Here is a 19,196-nt window from a genome sequence, read left to right as displayed (position 1 = left end):
TTACGTAACCAGATCCGCCGCCGGCGCATCCCGTGAAGTCATGCCCAGGGCAGCCATGCCCGTACCTGGAACCCGCCGTCCTCCCGCACCCCGTGCTCCAGCCGGCCCCCGGCCAGCGTGGCCCGCTCCGTCAGCCCGATCAGGCCCTGCCCGGAGCCGGGGACGGACAGGACGTCCCCCTCGGGGGCGGGGTTGCCCACGGTCACGACCAGTCCGTCTCCCGGGGCGCCCTCGACCTCGACGGTGACCTCCGTGCCGGGGGCGTGCTTGCGGGCGTTGGTGAGGCCCTCCTGCGCGATGCGGTAGGCGGTGCGGCCGACGGAGGCGGGCACGGCGGCCGGGTCGGCGACCCGCCCGGCCAGGGTGACCTTCATGCCGGCCTCACGGGACTCGGCGACCAGCGCGTCGAGCGCCGCGAGCGTCGGCTGGGGACGTCCCGCCTCGTCGCTCTCGCCGGCGCGCAGCACGCCGATGATCTCCCGCAGGTCCTGCAGGGCCTCGTGGGCGCTCTCCCGGATGACTCCGGCCGCCCGCACGACCTCCTCGCGGGGCGCGTCCGGGCGGAACTCCAGGGCGCCCGCGTGGACGCTCAGCAGTGTCAGCCGGTGCGCGAGGACGTCGTGCATCTCCCGGGCGATGGACTCCCGGGCCAGCCGCTGCGCCTGCTCGGCCCGCAGCCGGGCCTCCGTCTCGGCACGCCGGGCGCGGTCCCGCAGGCTCAGCATGAGCTGCCGCTTGGACCGTACGAACATGCCCCAGCCGATCACCGTGAGGGTGAGCAGCTCGGTGAAGGCGACCGCAGCGGCGTAGGGCAGGTCGGGGTCGGGGCGCATCCAGAAGAACAGCGGGACCAGCGCCAGCTGCACGCCGCCTATCCAGCCGACGTACCGCAGGGGCCGGTGCACGGCGAGGGTGAACAGGGCGATCATGGCCGCGCCGCCCGCCGTGTTCGACAGCAGGCCGACGGGGATCATGGCGACGGCCAGCCCGAGCGGCCAGCGGCGGCGCACCCAGACCGCGCCGCAGGCGAGGGCGCCGAGCAGCTGGTCGAGGACGGCCAGGGAGTGCGGGGTGTGCTGGTCGTGGGAGAGGGTGTCCGCGGCCGCCAGACCGATGACGACGGCGAGAACGAAGCAGGTGAAGTCGACGACCCAGTCGCGGGCGGTGCGCCGGGGCCGCCCGGAGCGCCCCCTCCGCCCGGCGTCGGGGTCGATCTCATGGAGGACGGCGGACGGAAACAGCCATCCGCGCCCCACGATCCGCGCCGGTTCGTCATCGCTCACGGTCGACAAATCTACGCAGCGGGGGCGCCGCGCACCCCTCCGTGCGGGCGATCGCCGACCAAAGTCGCACCGCCGCAGACTTTCGGCGCGCGCGGGCCCGCGAGGGGGTACTTCGGTCGGATAAGGCTCGCCCCGCGGCCGATGTGTGTGGGGGGACCGCGGGGCGAGGGTCGTGCCATGAAACGGCTGCTGGAGTTTCTCGGTTTTGTCGCGCTGGTGCAGGGCGTGCTGGGCCTGGTGGACGAGTTCACCCACTGGCATGTGGGGCTCGTACGGCGGCTCGGCTTCCTCGACGGCTACGGGGTCTACGCGAGCGTCGCCCTGCTGGTCCTGGCGTTCGCGCTGTTCGCCGCGGCGGAGAGCCGGAAGGCCGGCTGACTCAGCAGCCGAAGTCGATCAGGTCGAACGTGGCGTAGTGGTCGGAGGTGTAGTAGTCCTCCTGGTACTCCTCACCGGTCACGATGCGGCGGGCCCCGCGCGTGGAGGAGCCGGGCGTCTTGACCGTGTACTCGTGGTAGTAGCCGGACGGCTGGCTGGGCAGGACGTGTTCCTGGTTGCGGAAGACGACGCCGTCCTGCGAGTACGGGAAGGGGCCGCCGGACGCGATCAGGTCGAGCGTGTCGTACGCCTGGGAGGGCAGGTCGCCGTAGCAGATGGTGCCGACGGCGGCGGCCGCCGGCGTGGCGGTGACGGCGCCGCCGACGAGGAGGGCGGACACGAGGGCGGCTGCGGCACCGATGCGCGTGGCACGTGGGGGGAATCTCATGCCCTCATGATGACGCGCGTAGACAATGGCATGTCAATGACAACTCCGCGGATTTTGCCGTGGTGTCCGATGAGTTTTCGTCGCGTTAACGTGGGGGCCGCACCTCGTCACACGGCCCCCACACGGCGTGCGGTCAGGCGTTCTCCGGAAGCTCGTAGGAGCCGTACTCGGGCCGGCCGGCCGCGTCGTAGGTCTGGATGGAGACCCCGGCGGGGGTGACACGTCCGCCGGCGTGGCGGAACCTCGTGGGCACGGAGCCCTCCGGGAAGAGGCGCAGGCCGGAGCCGAGGACCACCGGGAACGTCGCCAGGTGCACGGTGTCGAGCAGGTCGAGCGAGAGCAGGGACCGCACCAGGGCGCCGCTGCCGTGCACCTGGATCTCGCCGTCGGTGCGCTCCTTGAGCGCGGTGACCTCCTTGGCGAGGTCGCCGCCGAGCACGGTGGTGCCGGACCAGGAGGGGTCGGTGAGGGTGGCCGAGGGGACGTACTTCGGCAGGGCGTTCAGCTGGGCGGCGACGCGGTTGGCCGGGTCGGTCACCTTCGGCCAGTACCCGGCGAAGATGTCGTACGTACGGCGGCCGAGGAGGAACGCCGACGGGCGTTCGAAGACCTCGCCGATGAACTCTCCGAAGCCTTCGTCGCCGTAGACGAAACTCCAGCCGCCGTGTTCGAAGCCGCCCCGGGTGTCCTCCTGCGGGCCGCCCGGGCCCTGGTAGACGCCGTCGAGGGTGACGAAGATGGTGGAGACGAGCTTGCCCATGTCGGGTGCCTGCTTCCTTGTGCGGGGTCTGTTGTCATCACCTCAGACCCCGCTGGGCCCCGCAAATCATCGCCCGCGCGCGGGTGTACGGCGGCTCAGCCGGCGTTCGTCGAGAAGAGGCCGCCCGTCGGGCCCTGCTTGTCGCCGCCCTGGGCCTTCTTCAGGGCGTTGGCCAGGCTCTCGATGGTCAGGGACTGGAGGATGACGCGGCCGTTGCCCTCCAGGGTGGCCAGGGAGAGGCCCTCGCCGCCGAAGACGGCGTTCATCAGGCCCTGGCGGTTGAGGCCGCCGACGCGCTGGACGCCGTACTGGATGCCCTCCTCGAAGGCGACCACGCAGCCGGTGTCGACCTCGATGCGGCCGCCGAAATCGGCCGGATTGAGGTCGATGAAGTTGCCGGCGCCGGCGATGATCACCGTGCCGCGGCCGGTGAACTTCTCCAGGATGAAGCCCTCGCCGCCGCTCATGCCGGTGCGGCCGCCCTGGAAGGCGATGCCGAAGTCGACGGTGGACTCCGCGGCCACGAAGGCGTCCTTCTCGGCGAACCACGCGCGGCCGCCGTCGAGTTCCAGGGCGCGCATCTCGCCCGGGAGCACGCCCGCGAAGCCGACCGTGCCCTCGCCGCCCTGCGCGCTGAAGTACTGGAACGCCATCGACTCGCCCGCGAGCATGCGCTGACCGACCTGCATGGCGGTGCCCATGGCCTGGCGCAGCATGCCGCCCATGCCGCCGCCTCCGCCCTGCTGCTGGCCGCCGCCGTTGTTCGACGGGCCCGACAGCCGGGTCTCCATGGTCACGTTCACCGTCTTGAACAGGAACTTTCCGGCCTCGCAGTAGACGGTCTGGCCGGGCTGCAGGCTGACGACCGCCATCTGCATGGCGTTGCCGACGATCTCTTGCTGAAGTGTCACGTGGGGAGAACGCCGGAAGTGCCGCGAAGAGTTCCGGCCGGTCCGGCGGCCCGAGGTGGGCCAGGGATCGCCTGGCGGTCACCCGCGCGCGTGCTACCCGCCCAGTTCCTGGTGCCGGGCCGACAGTTCCGACGCGCCCTGCCGCGTGAGGGAACCGAAGAGCCGCAGGCGGGAGATGCCCCCGTCGGGGTAGATGTCCACGCGCGCGTGCGTGGCGGTCGCCGGGGCCGGGAGGACGAAGCGGTGGTTGGTGTCGGGCTGGAGGCGGGTGCGCGGGAGGATCTCCGTCCAGTCGCCGCTCTCGCCGTCCTTGACGGACACCGACGCCCAGCCGGCGCTGTTGCCCTTCAGATACGCCGTGTCGATCTCCAGGGCGCGGAGGTGGGCCTGCGCGGCCAGCCGGTAGCGGATCCAGTCGTTGCCCTGATCGCGGCGCCGGCGGGTCTCCCAGCCGTCGTCCATCTTGCGGGAGCGGCCGGGCTGGATGGTGTTGGTGGCCGGCGAGTAGAAGAGGTTCGAGGCGTCCTCGACCCGGCCGCCGTTCTCCAGGGCGACCACGTCGAAGGTGCCGAGGGTCGCCAGCCAGGCCGGGTCGGGCACGACCTCGCCGTACACCCGCAGGCGGGCGATGCCGCCGTCGGGGTGCTGGTTGACCCTGAGGTGCGTGAAGCGCTGCTCGACGGAGACGGCGAAGCCGTTCGCCGCGTGGCCGCCCACCGGGGTGCGCGGGACGAGGGTCGTCCACTTCACGTCGTCACCGAGGAGCTCCTCCGGGGAGGGGGAACCGGGGACCGACGTGCCCTCGACCGACACCGCCTGCGGGTAGTTGCCGCGGAAGTGGGCCGTGTCCACGACGATGCCCCGGATCACACCGGGCGCGCCGAGGCGGACCAGGGCCCAGTCGTGGTCCTCGGCCGTCGGCCACGGGTGCCCGGCGCTCGCGCCGCGGCGCCGCCGGGTCTCCCAGCCGTCCATGATCTTGCCCTTGTGCCCGAAGTGCTCGGGGTCGAACTCGGCCGGCCCGGGCACCAGGAGGTTCTCCCGCTGGGCGAAGAACTCGTCGTTGGCGGCGATGACACCGGCGCCGAGCTGCCGGTCGGCGAGGTTGGCGTACTGGGTGAAGGGGAAGTCGGCGGTGCGGTAGTCCGCGTAGGGGTCGCCGCCGCCGTAGGGGTTCGCGTCGCCGGTGAAGCTGGGGATCGCCGTCACGGGATGTGTGCCTTTCGGGAGTCGGCCGCCGCGGGTGCGGACAGGGGATCAGGGGGTGCGGGTGAGCAGTCGGCCCCTCGGGGCGGTGAACTCGCCGTTCGCCACGATGCGTTCGCCGCGCAGCCAGGTCGACCTCACGACGCCGTGCAGGGTCCTGCCCGCGTACGCCGTCACACGGTTGCGGTGCTGGAGGGCCGCCGGGTCGACGGTGAAGGTCTCGTCCGGGGCGAGGACGGCGAAGTCGGCGTCGTGACCGGGAGCGATGGCGCCCTTGCGCCCGTCCAGACCGACCAGTTCCGAGGTCCGCGTGGACATCCAGCGGACCACGTCCTCCAGTGAGTGACCGCGGGCCCGGGCCGCCGTCCAGACCGCGGACAGGCTCAGCTGCAGGCCCGAGATGCCGCCCCAGGCCGTCGCGAAGTCGTCCGTCTTGAGGTCGGCCGTGGACGGGGAGTGGTCGGTGACCACGCAGTCGATCGTGCCGTCGGCCAGCGCCCGCCACAGCAGGTCCTGGTTGGCGGCCTCGCGGATGGGCGGGCAGCACTTGAACTCGCTGGCGCCGTCCGGGACTTCCTCCGCGGTGAGGGTCAGGTAGTGCGGGCAGGTCTCGACGGTGACGCGGACGCCCTCCGCCTTCGCCGCGGCGATCAGCGGCAGCGCGTCGCCGGACGACAGGTGCAGGACGTGCACGCGCGCGTGGAGGCGTTTCGCCTGGGCGATGAGCTGCGCGATCGCCGTGTCCTCGGCGTCGCGCGGGCGGGAGGCCAGGAAGTCGGCGTAGCGGGGGCCGCCCTGCTGCGGGGCGGCTTCCAGGTGGTGCGGGTCCTCGGCGTGCACGATCAGCAGGCCGCCGAAGGAGGAGATCTCGGCCAGGGACTGGGCGAGCCGGTCCTGGTCGAGGTGCGGGAACTCGTCCACGCCGGACGGGGACAGGAACGCCTTGAAGCCGAAGACGCCGGCCTCGTGCAGCGGGCGGAGGTCCTTGACGTTGTCCGGCAGGGCGCCGCCCCAGAAGCCGACGTCGATGTGCGCCTTGTCGGCGGCGACCGCCTGCTTGGTCCGCAGGTGGTCGACCGTCGTGGTCGGCGGGAGGGAGTTGAGCGGCATGTCGACGAGGGTGGTGATGCCGCCGGCCGCCGCCGCGCGCGTGGCGGTCCAGAAGCCCTCCCACTCGGTGCGGCCGGGGTCGTTGACGTGCACGTGCGTGTCGACCAGGCCGGGCAGCAGGACGTCGTCGCCCAGGTCCTCCAGGCGGGCACCCTCCGGTACGGGAGCGTCGTACGCCCGTACAGCCGTGATCCTGCCCCCGGCGACCGCGACCGAGGCGGCCCGCGTTCCCTCCGGGGTGATGACGCGCGTCGAGCGCAGCACCAGTTCAGCGTCGGACACCCGGACCCCTCTCTGCCGCCGTTGACTTCCGCGTAACGGAATTCAACTTTCTGTTGAAGGAGTCTCCGCTCCCACCCTCGCCCCGTCAAGGGCACACTGACGGGCGGGGCTTCCCCGACGGCCACTCTGGACGTTTCCACAAAGCGGAATTAGAATTCCGTCAAGCAGAACGTAGCCATGCACCAGCGGGGAGTCAACCGACCGGCGGGTAGGCTGCTGCCCTCCCGCCCGCCCGAAAGGAACGCGCCGTGCCGACGTCCAGCGCCAGCACCACCGACTCCGCCAGGTCCAACGGCGGGGGCGTCCAGTCCCTCGAGCGCGCCTTCGACCTGCTCGAGCGGATGGCCGACGCGGGCGGCGAGGTCGGCCTGAGCGAGCTGTCCGCGAGCAGCGGCCTGCCCCTGCCCACCATCCACCGTCTGATGCGCACGCTCGTGGCCTGCGGTTACGTCCGCCAGCAGGCCAATCGCCGGTACGCGCTCGGCCCCCGCCTGATCCGCCTCGGCGAGTCGGCGTCCCGGCTGCTCGGCACCTGGGCGCGGCCCTACCTGGCCCGGCTGGTCGAGGAGACCGGAGAGACGGCGAACATGGCGCTGCTGGACGGCGACGAGATCGTGTACGTCGCCCAGGTGCCGTCCAAGCACTCGATGCGCATGTTCACGGAGGTCGGCCGACGGGTGCTGCCGCACTCGACGGGGGTGGGCAAGGCGCTGCTGGCCGGCTTCCCGGACGACGAGGTGCGTGCCCTGCTCCACCGCACGGGCATGCCGGCCACGACCGAGAAGACCATCACCACACCCGAGGGTTTCCTGGCCGCCCTGGAGGACGTCCGCCGCCGGGGTTACGCGGTCGACGACAACGAGCAGGAGATCGGCGTCCGCTGTCTCGCCGTGTCCGTGCCCGACTCCCCCACCGCGGCCGCCATCTCGATCTCGGGGCCGGCCGGCCGGGTCACGGAGTCGGCGACGGAGCGGATCGTGCCGGTGCTCCAGCAGGCGGCCGGCGAACTGTCACAGGCACTGGCCAGCCAGAACCCGGCGTGACGCCCCCGAGCGCGCGAGCGGGTCAGGACCTCGGTTCCCCGAACAGCTCCACCGCGTCGCGGACCTCCGCCAGCCCACGGGACAGGGCGCTCACCGAGCCGATCGCGCCCGCTATCAGCAGCAACGAGCTGCGCAGGCGGGGGACTTCGGGGCTGCCGTAGGTGACCATGGCGGCGAGGGCGGCGAGTTCGTCCTCGGCGATGGCGCGGTCGGGGAACTCCGCCGGATGCGCGGCCAGTTCACGGCGCAGCCGGGAGACCGCGGTCCGCAGTCCCGCCACTCTCGGGTCCTCGTCACTGCCGGTCACTGGTCTCTGCCCCAAGCTCCGCAACACAGCTCTCCCCCTCGCACGCCCTTGTGCGCCGTCTTGTGGTGATCCCGCTACGCGCCCCCTGTGGCGTTGGTCGGGCGCCGGGGACGCGGGTCAGTAAACGCCACCCGGTGCCCGGCGCGCCACCGTGCGGACCGAAATTCAGCCCCCGGAAACCAGGCACCCGCCCCGATGTCAGGTATGCAGGAGGCATGAGGAACGGACAGGTGGACGTGGCCGGGCTGCTGCTCGCCGCGGGGGGCGGCCGGCGGCTCGGCGGGCGGCCCAAGGCGCTGCTGGAGCACCGCGGGCGGCCACTGGTGGAACATGCGGTGGGCGTGCTGCGAGCGGCCGGGTGCGACCGGGTCCATGTGGTGCTCGGGGCCGCGGCGGACGCGGTGCGGGAGCGGGCGCGGCTGGAGGGGTGCGTGCTCGTCGAGAACCCCGGCTGGGCCGACGGCATGGGGTCGTCGTTGCGGACCGGGCTGGACTCGCTCGCCGGCACGGGGGCGCGGGCCGCGCTCGTCTCGCTCGTGGACCAGCCCGGCATCGGGCCGGAGGCCGTGCGGCGGGTGCTCGCGGGCTTCGCGGACGAGGACTCCCTGGTCTCGGCCGCCTACGACGGCGTACGCGGCCACCCGGTCCTCTTCGGCGCCGCGCACTGGGCCAAGATCGCGGCGACTGCGACCGGCGACCGGGGGGCACGCGCCTATCTGAAGGAGCACCGAGAGGCCATCACGCTCGTCGAGTGCGGGGACGTGGCGCGGCCGTACGACATCGACACCGAGGCCGACCTCGCGCACCTGGAGTGAGCGGGATGGCACCCAGCGCCACCTTGCCTCGACCCGGAGAATCTCGACATCAACAAACCATTGAACTTCCACGATGAGGAAACTAGTATCCACTGTTCAGAAGCGCCCTCCCCTGGCGAGGGCGCGCTCGCCGTACCCGGTTCGACTGGCACCCGGTGCCACCGCTGAAGGAAGTGACAGCTCATGTCCGCACCAGCGCCGTCCCCGCTGGCCATCGTCGACGCCGAGCCCCTGCCCCGGCAGGAGGAGGTCCTCACCGAGGCGGCCCTCGCCTTCGTGGCCGAGCTGCACCGGCGGTTCACGCCGCGCCGTGACGAACTCCTCGCCCGCCGCGCCGAGCGCCGCGCCGAGATCGCCCGCACCTCCACCCTCGACTTCCTCCCGGAGACCGCCGCGATCCGCGCCGACGACTCCTGGAAGGTGGCCCCCTCCCCCGCCGCCCTGAACGACCGGCGCGTGGAGATCACCGGCCCGACCGACCGCAAGATGACCGTCAACGCCCTCAACTCCGGCGCCCGGATCTGGCTCGCGGACTTCGAGGACGCCTCGGCGCCGACCTGGGAGAACGTGGTCACCGGTCAGATCAACCTGATCGACGCGTACGCCCGGACCATCGACTTCACCGACCCGGCGAGCGGCAAGTCGTACGCCCTGCGCCCGAGCGAGGAGCTGGCGACGGTCGTCATGCGCCCGCGCGGCTGGCACCTCGCCGAGCGGCACCTGGTCGACGCCGACGGCTCCCCGGTCCCCGGCGCCTTCGTCGACTTCGGCCTCTACTTCTTCCACAACGCCCAGCGCCTGCTCGACCTCGGCAAGGGCCCGTACTTCTACCTGCCGAAGACCGAGTCGCACCTCGAAGCCCGCCTGTGGAACGACGTGTTCGTCTTCGCGCAGGACTACGTCGGCGTCCCACAGGGCACCGTCCGCGCGACCGTGCTGATCGAGACGATCACCGCGGCCTACGAGATGGACGAGATCCTCTACGAACTGCGCGACCACGCCTCGGGGTTGAACGCCGGCCGCTGGGACTACCTGTTCTCCATCGTCAAGAACTTCCGTGACGGCGGCGCCAGGTTCGTCCTCCCGGACCGCAACGCGGTCACGATGACGGCCCCGTTCATGCGGGCGTACACCGAACTCCTCGTGCGCACCTGCCACAAGCGCGGTGCGCACGCGATCGGCGGCATGGCGGCGTTCATCCCCTCCCGCCGGGACGCCGAGGTCAACAAGGTCGCCTTCGAGAAGGTCCGCGCCGACAAGGACCGTGAGGCGAACGACGGGTTCGACGGCTCCTGGGTCGCCCACCCCGACCTGGTCCCGATCGCCATGGAGTCCTTCGACAAGGTCCTCGGCGACAAGCCGAACCAGAAGGACCGGCTGCGCGAGGACGTCCACGTCGAGGCCGCCGACCTGATCGCGATCGACTCGCTGGAGGCGAAGCCGACGTACGCCGGTCTCGTCAACGCCGTCCAGGTGGGCATCCGTTACATCGAGGCGTGGCTGCGGGGCCTCGGCGCGGTCGCCATCTTCAACCTCATGGAGGACGCGGCCACCGCCGAGATCTCCCGCTCGCAGATCTGGCAGTGGATCAACGCGGGCGTCGAGTTCGAGAACGGCGAGAAGGCCACCCCGGAGCTGGCCCGCAAGGTCGCCGCCGAGGAACTCGACGCCATCCGTACGGAGATCGGCGAGGAGGCCTTCGCGGCCGGCCACTGGCAGCAGGCCCACGACCTGCTGCTGCAGGTCTCCCTCGACGCCGACTACGCCGACTTCCTGACCCTTCCGGCGTACGAGCAGCTGCGCGGCTGACACCTCAGCCGAGGCCGGCACCCGCCCAAGGCCGGCACCTCAGCCGAGGTGCACCGACCAGTCCTGTTCGGCGGCGGGCTTGCCGTGCAGGTCGGGGACCTGCCTCAGCCACGCGGGGCGTCCCCGCTGGTTCCTCGCCGTGCGCAGGGCCTCCTCGGCGGCGAGTGCCTCCCGGCTCGGGAAGTCGGTGGGCAGCCACTGCCCGGAGGCGCGCACGCGCGCGTGGAGGTACGTCACGTACGCCTCGCGCGCCTCCTCCGGCGTGGCGTGGTCGGTGAGCCACTCGCCCGGGACCTCCCCGACGACCCGGCGCAGCAGTTCCTCGGTCACCTTCGGCGCGAGTTCGGCGTCGGCGGCGCGGACGTCGGGTCCGTAGTGGCCGAGGGCGTGGTGGCGGAAGTCGTACGCCTTCGCCGGGTCGGTGGCGTCCCAGCGGTGGTGGAAGACGAGGGCGGCGCCGTGGTCGATCAGCCACAGGTGCGGCGGTACGGTGCCGAGCGTCGGCCAGACCATCAGGTTGGAGCTGTGCACGGTCCGGTCGACGTTGACGGTGAGGGCGTCGAGCCAGACGATCCGGCCCGCCTCCAGGGGGTCCACGGGGAAGTGCTCGGCGACCTCGGGCGTGAAGTCCCGGGCGCCCGGCAGATAGTCCATGCCGAGGTTGACGCCGACGCTGGCCCGGTGCAGGTCCCGCACCTCCTGGTGCGGTTCGGCGGAGGCGATCGCGGGGTCGAAGCGCACCAGCACCAGCTCGGGGAAGCGCAGGCCGAGCGCCCGCGCCAGCTCACCCACGATCACCTCGGCGACCAGCGCCTTGCGGCCCTGCGCGGAACCGGTGAACTTCACGACGTAGGTGCCCAGGTCGTCGGCCTCGAAGACTCCGGGGACGGAACCGCCGGAGCGCAGCGGGGTCACGTATCGAACAGCAGTCACGTCGCGCAGCACACCCGACAGGGTAATGCCGACGCTCACCCGGCCAGCGGATTGGGCAGCGGCAGATAGCGGGCGTCCGCGCCGTCGGCGCCGGTCCAGCGCAGCAGGAGGTTCGTCTTGCCGGGGAGGGTCGGACAGGTGAGGAGGGCGGCGGCCTCGGGCAGGTCGTGGCGGGCGAGTTCGCGGCGGGCGGCGGGCCAGGGGTCGAGGCCGGGGTGGTGTTCGGCCAGGGCGGCGGCGACCTCGGTGAGGTGGTTGACGACCAGGCAGTACACCAGCCGCTCCCAGCCGGCCGCGCGCGGGACGTCGGGCAGCAGCTTCACGCCCTCCGCGTCCCGGAACAGCGCCCGCACGGGCATGCCGTCGGCGTCGACCGCGACCAGCGTGTTCTGCAGATGCGCCTCCAGGACGACGCCGTGGCCGGCGAAGGCGTCCAGCACGGGCGGTACGACGGCCCGCAGATACGCCTCCCACCAGGCCGCCGGATCCGCGGCACCGCGCAGCGGGTCGCCGTCGAAGCCCTCGACCAGGCCCGCGGCGAGCAGCGGGGTCGTGCCGGGCGGCACATGCCCGCCGAGCCCGTCCCGGACCAGCACCGCGAGTTCCTCGAAGGCGAAGCCGGCCGTGCGGTAGCCCCGGTCGCTCAGCCAGGCCCCCGTCGTCCCGGCGAGGGCGCGGCCGGCCGCCTCGTCCGTGCGGCGGAGTTTTCGCAGGTCGTGGCGCCAGAGCCGGCGGATGTCGTTGGTGATGCGCACGTCCAGGCTGAACTTCAGGAACAGGTCCTCGCCGGGGGCGTACAGCGTGCGGACCGCGGCCGTCGGCCAGGTGGCGAAGGCGGTCGTGCCGAGCCGGATCAGCCGCCCGTCCGCGAAGGCGTCCGCGAGCGTGACCAGCTCCAGCTGCCAGGGATGCGCGGGCAGCAGCCGGTAGCCGGGCGGTGCCTCGCCCAGCCCGTCCAGGGCCGAGGTGTCGCCCTCCTCGACGACCGTGTCCTCGCGCACGCCGAGCAGCGCGAGCGGGAACTGCGCGTGCGCCTCGGGGGCGTACGGCAGCCAGGCCGCCACCGGGCCGCCGCCGCGCGCCTTGGGCGCCGGGTGGTGGGGGTGGCCGGTGATCAACGACTGCTCGGAGCGCCGGTAGGGGTCCTCGGGCACCGCTGCCCGGGCGCGGGCGGCGAGCAGCGCGGCCACCGCGTCCCGGCTGTCGATCATCTCGGCGGGCAGTTCGTGGTTGGACAGGCCCGTGTGGCGGCGCAGTTCCTCGGAGACCAGCTTGACCAGCTCGGTATGGCCGATGCGGTGCCACTTTCCGCCCGCGTGGACCTCGGGTTCCGCGGGCCGCCGCCCGCCCCGGACGCGCAGCCGGCGGTCGACGCCGGGCAGCCGGTACGTGCGGTGGGTGGCCGTGCGTCCCAGTGGCTCGGCGACCTCGCGCAGCAGACAGTTGAGGAGCGGCGCTGCGGCGTACGCGTCGGCGCGGTCGGCGTCGTCACCGGCGGGCGGGGGCATGAGGTCCACGCGATCCATTCGTTCCCAGAGGTCCGTTCGGTCGAAGATGATCAGTATGGATGCCGTCGCCCCCTGTCCGTGACGCCGTACTCGCCCCGAGGAGCCCGCCCGTGCACCGTCCCCACCCCGCGGAGTCCGAGGTCGCCGACGAGCTGGCCGCCGTACGCCCCGGTCTGCTGCCACGGTACGACGCCGAGCTGTGCGGCGCCCGGGCGGCCGTGCTGACCCGGTTGTGGCGGGCCCTCGCCCATGAGCCGCTGCCGTGGATCGCGGGCCGGGAGCGGGGCCGGGACGGGCTCACCCTGCGCCTGGCCGACGGGCGCCGGCTGCACGGCCCGGCCGCGGACCCGTACGCGACCGCCGCGTACGTGACCTCCGTACGGCTCGACGATGCGACGTACGACCATCCGGCGCGGTTGATGACCGGCCTCGCGGTGCCGCACGGCGCCGACTTCGCGGCCGAACTCGCCCACAGCGTGGCCTCGTTGGCGCTGTCGCGGGCCGGACAGGAACCGCGCGCCGACCAGTGGCCGATCGCCGACTGGGAGTGGGAGCAGCGGGTGGTCGACGGGCATCCGTACCACCCGGGCTGCCGCTCCCGGCCCGGGTTCTCGGTGGCGGAGCAGCTCGCGTACGGGCCCGAGCACCGGCCCGTCGTGGAGCTGGGAACGGTTCCGGTGGCCGCGCGCGAGTGCCTGGTGACCGGGCAGTGGCCCGACGAACTGCGGGACGGGGGGCGGCTGTTGCTGCCGGTGCACCCGTGGCAGGCGGCGCACGTGCTCAAGCGGAGCTGCGAGGAGTGGCGCGAGGCGCACCCGTTGATGTCGCTGCGCACGCTCGCCCTGCCGGACGGGCCGCACGTCAAGACCGCGCTGAGCGCCCGGCTGACGTCCTCGGTGCGGGACATCTCGGTCTACTCGGTGGGGCTTTCGGCCACGCTGTCGTCGTTCGCCCAGGCGCTGGCCGCGCGTTCGGACGGTCTGCTGCACGTCACGCGCACGCTGGGCGCGGCCACGGCGGACTCGCCCGACCTCGCCGCCGTGCTGCGGGAGTCGCCGCAGACGTACGCGGCGACCGACAGCGGCGAGCGGGTGGTGCCGGTGGGGGCACTGGCCACCACCACGCTGCCCGAATCCCCCTCCTGGCTCGCCGACTTCACACGTCTCACCCTCACGGTCGGCCTGCGCCTGCTTCAGCTGGGTGTGGCGCTCGAGGCGCACGGCCAGAACCTCCTGGTGGTCCTGTCCCGCACGGGTGCCCCGCTGCGGCTGGTCTACCGCGACCTCGCCGACATCCGGGTCAGCCCGGCCCGGCTGGCTCGGAACGGCATCCCGGTACCGGAGTTGACGGGACGGATCGTCACGGACGACGTGACGGCCCTGCGCCGCAAGCTGTTCGGTTCGCTGGTGGCGGGCGCCCTCGCCGGTACGGCGGGTTCGGCGCCGGCGCTGGGGGCCGCGCTGGAGACGGCCGTACGGGACCTGCCGCGCACGCCCGACCTGGCGGCGCTGGTCGAACAGCCGCTGCCGACGAAGGCGCTGACGCTGATGCGGATGTCGCCGGGGGTGGCGGGTGATCAGTGGACGGGGCTGCCCAATCCGCTGCGGTGAGCGGTGGTATGTGACATAGCACTGCGGTTCCGGGGCGGCATGTGACATAGCACTGCGGTTCGGGGGTGGCATGTGACATACCACCGGGTCCCGTTGGTATGTCACATGCCACTGAAATTCTCAGTGCCATGTCACATACCACCCCGCCCGTTTTGGATCACGGCCCGCCTGATCAATAGGATCCGCCGATGATCAGAACACAACGGCTGGCGGCAGGAGTGTGCGCCCTGCTCGCCACCCTGGCGGCCGGGCTCGTCTTCCCGGCCGCGGCCCGCGCCGGTGAACCCACGGGCGAGGCCACGCCCAAGGTCGATCTCGTGCTCGACGTCAGCGGGTCCATGCGGACCCGGGACATCGACGGCGGGACCCGGATGGCGGCGGCGAAGCAGGCGTTCAACGAGGTGCTCGACGCCACGCCCGAGGAGGTCCAGCTCGGCATCCGCACGCTCGGCGCCAACTACCCGGGCAACGACCGGCAGACGGGCTGCAAGGACACCGCGCAGCTCTACCCGGTCAGCACCCTCGACCGCACCGAGGCCAAGACGGCCGTGGCGACCCTCTCGCCGACCGGCTGGACGCCGATCGGTCCGGCGCTGCTGAAGGCGGCCGACGACCTCGGCAGCGGCGCGGGCTCCAAGCGGATCGTGCTGATCACCGACGGCGAGGACACCTGCGCCCCGCTCGACCCGTGCGAGGTGGCGCGCGAGATCGCCGCCAAGGGCATCGGCACGACCATCGACACGCTCGGCCTGGTGCCCAGCACCAAGCTGAACAAGCAGCTCAGTTGTATCGCGGAGGCGACCGGCGGCACGTACACCTCGGTCGAGCACACCGACGAACTCACCGACAAGGTCAACCAGTTGGTGGACCGGGCGGCCGACCCGGTGGTGACGCCGGTGGCCACCGAGGGCGCCGCGCGGTGCACGGACGCGCCGACCCTGAAGTCCGGTCTCTACACCGACCGCGAGGAGTTCGGGCAGGAGCGCTGGTACCGGGTGGACGTCCAGGCGGGCCAGGAGCTGCGCGCCTCGGTGAGCGTGGCGGCCGACCGCGCCGTCAATCCCGCCTACGGGGCGCTGCTGCGGGCCGTGACGCTGCACGGCCGCGAGATCGTGCGCGGGGAGGCCGCGGGCGACGGGCGCACGGACGTCATCTCCACCGGGCTGCGCTATCCCAAGCCCGAACGGGACGACGACGACAGCGACAAACCGGCCGCCGAGACGGTGTGTCTGCAGGTCACGAACTCCTTCTCGGCCGCCTCGGGCGTGAAGACCACCCCGGGTCTGCCGCTGGAGATGACCGTCGACGTCGTCGACGGCCCCTCGCACGCGAGCGACGTGGCCTCCTTCGGTCTCGGCCGTGGCTGGTGGCTGCTCGTGTTGCTGGTGCTGGTCGGGTTCCTGGCCGGTCTGATCTGGGGCTGGCTGTCGCGCTGGCGGGTCGCGGTCTGGAGGACCAACTGATGCGGATCACACGCGTGTTGAGCGCCACGCTGCTGGCCCTGGGTCTCGCGGCGGGCCCCGCGGCGGCCGACTCCTCGCCGTCGCCCTCGTCGTCCGGCTCCTCGGACGGCCGCGCGCCGACCACGGCGGGCACGTCGTTCCGTACGGCGGCCGAGATCGACCAGGGACAGCGGGCCACCGCGAGCGCCTCCGCCGGCGACTACCTGTACTGGTCCTTTCCCGCGGACGCCGGTCAGCGGCCCACCGTCAAGGCGATGGTGAGGCTGCCCGACACGCACGCGGCCCAGACCTGGCAGATCGACGTGTACGACGGGCTGCGCCGCCGCCAGGCCTGCCAGTACGGGGCGCAGACGCGCACGGCGGCGCAGGGCACCACGTCGGTCGAGCTGACCTGCGTGATGCGTACGGTCCGCGCCTGGTCGGAGCCGTGGGCCAACGACCCGCTGCCCGGCACGTACTACGTCCGGCTGACGGTGGTGAACGTGACCACGGCCGACCTCGGCCAGCCGATCGGCGCCTCCATCCAGGTCGACTCTAAGGACATCGGCGGCTCGGCGGCGGTGGACGGCTCGCTGGCGAAGCCGCTGGTGCCGGGGATCGCCGTGTCGTCCAAGTCCGAGTCGGAGGACGGTGGTTCGACGAAGTCGGCGGTGCTGTCCGGCATCGAGCCCGAGGACGGCTGGTCGTCCGGCTGGTGGTCCGACCGGTGGGTGTGGACCGGCGTGGGCGCGATCCTGGCCGCCCTCGCGGGGATCGGCGGGTACACGCTGACGCGGGGCTCGGGCCGGCCCTCGCGGGTGCCGCCGGGAGCCTGACGGTACGTCAAGGGGCCCACCGTGCCGCCACGGTGGGCCCCTTCGTCATGTCTCCCTCAGTGCCTTGGCGAGGGTGCCGTCGCCGGTCACGGCGACCCGCCCGTCCCGTACCGCGTCGGCGAGAGCCACCTCCCCGCGCGCCAGGGCCGCGCAGGTCTCCGCGTCGAGAACGAGCCGCGCGTCCGGCTCGCCGGGTGCGGGCCCGTCGCCGTACACCGGGCCGTCCTCGGTGCCGACGTACAGATGGAAGTCGCCTTCCTCCAGCCGTACTTCGACCAGCCCCTCCCCCTGCAGGGCGCGCAGCAGGGGCAGCGCGAACCAGTGGGCGCGCAGGGCGTCGGTGGGCCGCCGGTCGCCGAGCTCGTCCTGCCCCCACCGGCTCAGCGCCTGCAGCACGGGCAGCAACTCCCGTCCTCGCGCCGTGAGTTCGTAGACGTAGGCGGCTCCCGGCGGGGGCAGCCGGCGCCTGCTCGTCAGTCCGTCCCGCTCCATGTCCTTCAGCCGGGAGGCGAGGACGTCCGTGCTCACGCCCGGCAGGTCCGCGTGCAGGTCCGTGTAGCGGCGGGGTCCGGCCAGCAGCTCCCGGACGATCAGCAGGGTCCAGCGGTCGCCCACCAGGTCCAGGGCACGGGCTGCGGAACAGTACTGGTCGTAGCTTCGGCGAGGTGACATGCGACGCAGTCTAGACATGTTGTTGGACTTTCCAAGCTCGAACTTGGTAAAACCAAGCAACACACGAAAGCGGAGGGGCGAGCGAGCATGGAGTTCCGGCAGTCGAACAAGCTCAGCGAGGTCTGCTACGAGATCCGCGGACCGGTCATCGAGCACGCCAACGCGCTGGAGGAGGCGGGCCACAGCGTGCTGCGCCTGAACACCGGCAACCCCGCGCTCTTCGGCTTCGAGGCGCCGGAGGAGATCCTCCAGGACATGATCCGGATGCTCCCCCAGGCGCACGGCTACACCGACTCCCGCGGCATCCTCTCCGCCCGCCGCGCGGTCGCCCAGCGCTACCAGACCCTCGGCCTGGAGGTCGACGTCGACGACGTCTTCCTCGGCAACGGCGTCTCGGAGCTGGTCTCCATGGCCGTGCAGGCGCTCATCGAGGACGGTGACGAGATCCTGATCCCCGCCCCCGACTTCCCGCTGTGGACGGCGGTGACAACCCTCGCCGGGGGCAAGGCGGTTCACTACCTCTGCGACGAACAGGCCGACTGGTACCCGGATCTGGCGGACATGGAGTCGAAGATCACCGGCCGCACCAAGGCCGTCGTGATCATCAACCCCAACAACCCCACCGGCGCGGTCTATCCGAAGGAGATCGTCGAGGGAATCCTCGATCTGGCCCGCCGCCACGGTCTGATGGTCTTCGCCGACGAGATCTACGACCAGATCCTCTACGACGACGCCGTACACCACTCCGCCGCGGCCCTCGCCCCCGACCTGGTCGTGCTCACCTTCTGCGGGCTGTCGAAGACGTACCGGGTGGCCGGCTTCCGCTCGGGCTGGCTCGTGGTCACCGGCCCCAAGCAGCACGCCCGCGACTACCTGGAGGGCCTGACCATGCTGGCCTCCATGCGGCTGTGCGCCAACGCGCCCGCCCAGTACGCCATCCAGGCCGCGCTCGGTGGCCGCCAGTCCATCCGCGAGCTGACCACCCCGGGCGGACGGCTGTACGAACAGCGCAACGTCGCCTGGGAGAAGCTCAACGAGATCCCCGGGGTGTCCTGCGTGAAGCCCAAGGGCGCCCTGTACGCCTTCCCGCGCATCGACCCGAAGGTGCACAGGATCCACGACGACGAGAGGTTCGTCCTGGACCTGCTGCTGCGGGAGAAGATCCAGGTGGTCCAGGGCACGGGCTTCAACTGGCCGACCCCCGACCACTTCCGCATCCTCACCCTCCCCCACGCGGAGGACCTGGAGGCGGCGATCGGACGGATCGGACGGTTCCTCAGCGGCTATCGCCAGTAGTCGCCACGCGCGCAGGACTCCGAGGCCACGGCGGTGGCAGTCGACGCAGGCGACGCCTCGGAAGGCGCCGAGGGGACAGAGGCGGGTAGGGAACCTGAACGCGGTCATGGCTGCCGCGCACTCCCACATGGAAGAGGACCGCTTCCGGCGCACGGCGTGGAAGTCACGGCCGGCCGCCGAGGGGAGGTCCCTCTCCGCGCGCGCTGTGGCCGTCGCGATGCGAACCTCACGGTGGCCGAGGTCGACGCGGTCCGCCGCATCGGCCGGCCGACGGACGCCGGCCTCACGGAGCATGAGGCGGACGTGATGCGGCGGCTCTGCGGACTGGTGGGCGGCGAGCGGGAGACGCTGGACGACATCGGCAAGGATTACGACGTCATACGCGAGCGCATACGGCAGTTGGAGACGCGGACGCGGAACCGGTTGCAGGAGGTGCTGGAAGGCGGGGTGCCGACACCTCGGAGAAAGCGGGGTCGCAAGCGCAAGCCGGCGGCGCCGAAGGAGAGGCCGCAGCCTTCCGCGCCCTCACCGGTCGCAGAGGTTGCCGCCCCGGCGCCCAGATCCAGGAGGTCGCGAGTGCCGGAAGGACAGGAGACGCTGTTCTGAG

General features: G+C 72.2%; 19 protein-coding genes. 9 read left to right on the top strand and 10 right to left on the bottom strand.

Annotated elements, in window-relative coordinates; all coding sequences use genetic code 11:
• Window positions 1-38: 38 nt before the first annotated feature.
• Window positions 39-1,292: a sensor histidine kinase gene (locus MKW14_RS00535; protein ID WP_240858064.1), complete on the bottom strand. Its 1,254-nt coding sequence runs from the start codon at window positions 1,290-1,292 to the stop codon at window positions 39-41.
• A gap of 168 nt (window positions 1,293-1,460) precedes the next feature.
• Between MKW14_RS00535 and MKW14_RS00530 the strand changes: the two genes are divergently transcribed.
• Window positions 1,461-1,661, top strand: a complete 201-nt coding sequence (locus MKW14_RS00530) for a hypothetical protein (protein WP_240858062.1) — start codon at window positions 1,461-1,463, stop codon at window positions 1,659-1,661.
• Between the two features lies 1 nt (window position 1,662).
• Here MKW14_RS00530 and MKW14_RS00525 read toward each other — a convergent pair whose 3' ends face one another.
• From MKW14_RS00525 to allB, 5 genes are all read right to left on the bottom strand, one after another.
• Window positions 1,663-2,049, bottom strand: coding sequence for a ribonuclease domain-containing protein (locus tag MKW14_RS00525; protein ID WP_240858061.1), 387 nt, complete (start codon window positions 2,047-2,049; stop codon window positions 1,663-1,665).
• 133 nt (window positions 2,050-2,182) lie between these two features.
• A complete protein-coding gene (locus MKW14_RS00520; protein WP_240858060.1) occupies window positions 2,183-2,809 on the bottom strand; it encodes a dihydrofolate reductase family protein in 627 nt (208 codons plus the stop codon).
• Window positions 2,810-2,904: 95 nt separating this feature from the next.
• Entirely contained in the window at window positions 2,905-3,720 is an 816-nt protein-coding gene (locus MKW14_RS00515; protein ID WP_240858059.1) for an AIM24 family protein, read from the bottom strand.
• A gap of 93 nt (window positions 3,721-3,813) precedes the next feature.
• Window positions 3,814-4,929 (bottom strand): allantoicase, encoded by a 1,116-nt coding sequence (alc, locus tag MKW14_RS00510; protein WP_240858058.1) that lies wholly within the window; start codon window positions 4,927-4,929, stop codon window positions 3,814-3,816.
• Window positions 4,930-4,977: 48 nt separating this feature from the next.
• Window positions 4,978-6,318: an allantoinase AllB gene (gene allB, locus MKW14_RS00505; protein ID WP_240858057.1), complete on the bottom strand. Its 1,341-nt coding sequence runs from the start codon at window positions 6,316-6,318 to the stop codon at window positions 4,978-4,980.
• 248 nt (window positions 6,319-6,566) lie between these two features.
• On the opposite strand from allB, the gene MKW14_RS00500 reads away from it, so the two are divergent.
• On the top strand, window positions 6,567-7,361 hold the full coding sequence (locus MKW14_RS00500; RefSeq protein WP_240858056.1) for an IclR family transcriptional regulator: 795 nt from the start codon (window positions 6,567-6,569) through the stop codon (window positions 7,359-7,361).
• A 22-nt stretch (window positions 7,362-7,383) separates the two neighbouring features.
• On the opposite strand, the gene MKW14_RS00495 is transcribed toward MKW14_RS00500, so the two are convergent.
• Window positions 7,384-7,668, bottom strand: coding sequence for a DUF5955 family protein (locus MKW14_RS00495; RefSeq protein WP_240858055.1), 285 nt, complete (start codon window positions 7,666-7,668; stop codon window positions 7,384-7,386).
• 215 nt (window positions 7,669-7,883) lie between these two features.
• Between MKW14_RS00495 and MKW14_RS00490 the strand changes: the two genes are divergently transcribed.
• Both MKW14_RS00490 and aceB read left to right on the top strand, forming a co-directional pair.
• Window positions 7,884-8,483 (top strand): nucleotidyltransferase family protein, encoded by a 600-nt coding sequence (locus MKW14_RS00490; RefSeq protein ID WP_240858054.1) that lies wholly within the window; start codon window positions 7,884-7,886, stop codon window positions 8,481-8,483.
• Window positions 8,484-8,666: 183 nt separating this feature from the next.
• Entirely contained in the window at window positions 8,667-10,292 is a 1,626-nt protein-coding gene (aceB, locus tag MKW14_RS00485) for a malate synthase A (protein ID WP_240858053.1), read from the top strand.
• A gap of 39 nt (window positions 10,293-10,331) precedes the next feature.
• On the opposite strand, the gene MKW14_RS00480 is transcribed toward aceB, so the two are convergent.
• Complete coding sequence (locus MKW14_RS00480; protein WP_240858889.1) at window positions 10,332-11,237, bottom strand: HipA family kinase; 906 nt, start codon at window positions 11,235-11,237, stop codon at window positions 10,332-10,334.
• A gap of 23 nt (window positions 11,238-11,260) precedes the next feature.
• Window positions 11,261-12,751: an IucA/IucC family protein gene (locus MKW14_RS00475; protein WP_240858052.1), complete on the bottom strand. Its 1,491-nt coding sequence runs from the start codon at window positions 12,749-12,751 to the stop codon at window positions 11,261-11,263.
• Window positions 12,752-12,843: 92 nt separating this feature from the next.
• Between MKW14_RS00475 and MKW14_RS00470 the strand changes: the two genes are divergently transcribed.
• The 3 genes from MKW14_RS00470 (at window position 12,844) to MKW14_RS00460 (ending at window position 16,621) form a co-directional block, all read left to right on the top strand.
• The gene (locus MKW14_RS00470; protein ID WP_240858051.1) at window positions 12,844-14,343 is read left to right on the top strand and encodes an IucA/IucC family protein; all 1,500 of its coding nucleotides are present in this window, start codon (window positions 12,844-12,846) and stop codon (window positions 14,341-14,343) included.
• 188 nt (window positions 14,344-14,531) lie between these two features.
• Window positions 14,532-15,806 carry a VWA domain-containing protein gene (locus MKW14_RS00465; RefSeq protein WP_240858050.1) on the top strand — a complete coding sequence of 425 codons (1,275 nt, stop codon included), beginning with the start codon at window positions 14,532-14,534 and terminating at the stop codon, window positions 15,804-15,806.
• A complete protein-coding gene (locus tag MKW14_RS00460; RefSeq protein ID WP_240858049.1) occupies window positions 15,806-16,621 on the top strand; it encodes a hypothetical protein in 816 nt (271 codons plus the stop codon). Before MKW14_RS00465 ends, MKW14_RS00460 begins: the two co-directional genes overlap by 1 nt.
• A gap of 45 nt (window positions 16,622-16,666) precedes the next feature.
• Here the strand turns inward: MKW14_RS00460 and MKW14_RS00455 are convergent, their stop codons facing one another.
• Window positions 16,667-17,293 carry a winged helix-turn-helix transcriptional regulator gene (locus MKW14_RS00455; RefSeq protein ID WP_240858047.1) on the bottom strand — a complete coding sequence of 209 codons (627 nt, stop codon included), beginning with the start codon at window positions 17,291-17,293 and terminating at the stop codon, window positions 16,667-16,669.
• Between the two features lie 87 nt (window positions 17,294-17,380).
• Between MKW14_RS00455 and MKW14_RS00450 the strand changes: the two genes are divergently transcribed.
• A complete protein-coding gene (locus MKW14_RS00450; RefSeq protein WP_240858045.1) occupies window positions 17,381-18,589 on the top strand; it encodes a pyridoxal phosphate-dependent aminotransferase in 1,209 nt (402 codons plus the stop codon).
• Between the two features lie 231 nt (window positions 18,590-18,820).
• Window positions 18,821-19,195 (top strand): sigma factor-like helix-turn-helix DNA-binding protein, encoded by a 375-nt coding sequence (locus MKW14_RS00445; RefSeq protein WP_240858043.1) that lies wholly within the window; start codon window positions 18,821-18,823, stop codon window positions 19,193-19,195.
• The last annotated feature ends 1 nt before the right edge of the window (window position 19,196 follow it).

It is taken from the genome of Streptomyces gilvus (assembly GCF_022513565.1).
In the GTDB taxonomy this organism is placed as follows: Bacteria; Actinomycetota; Actinomycetes; order Streptomycetales; family Streptomycetaceae; genus Streptomyces; species Streptomyces gilvus.
Note: the sequence above shows the minus strand (reverse complement) of the source record. Positions and strands in the feature narration are given on the sequence as shown.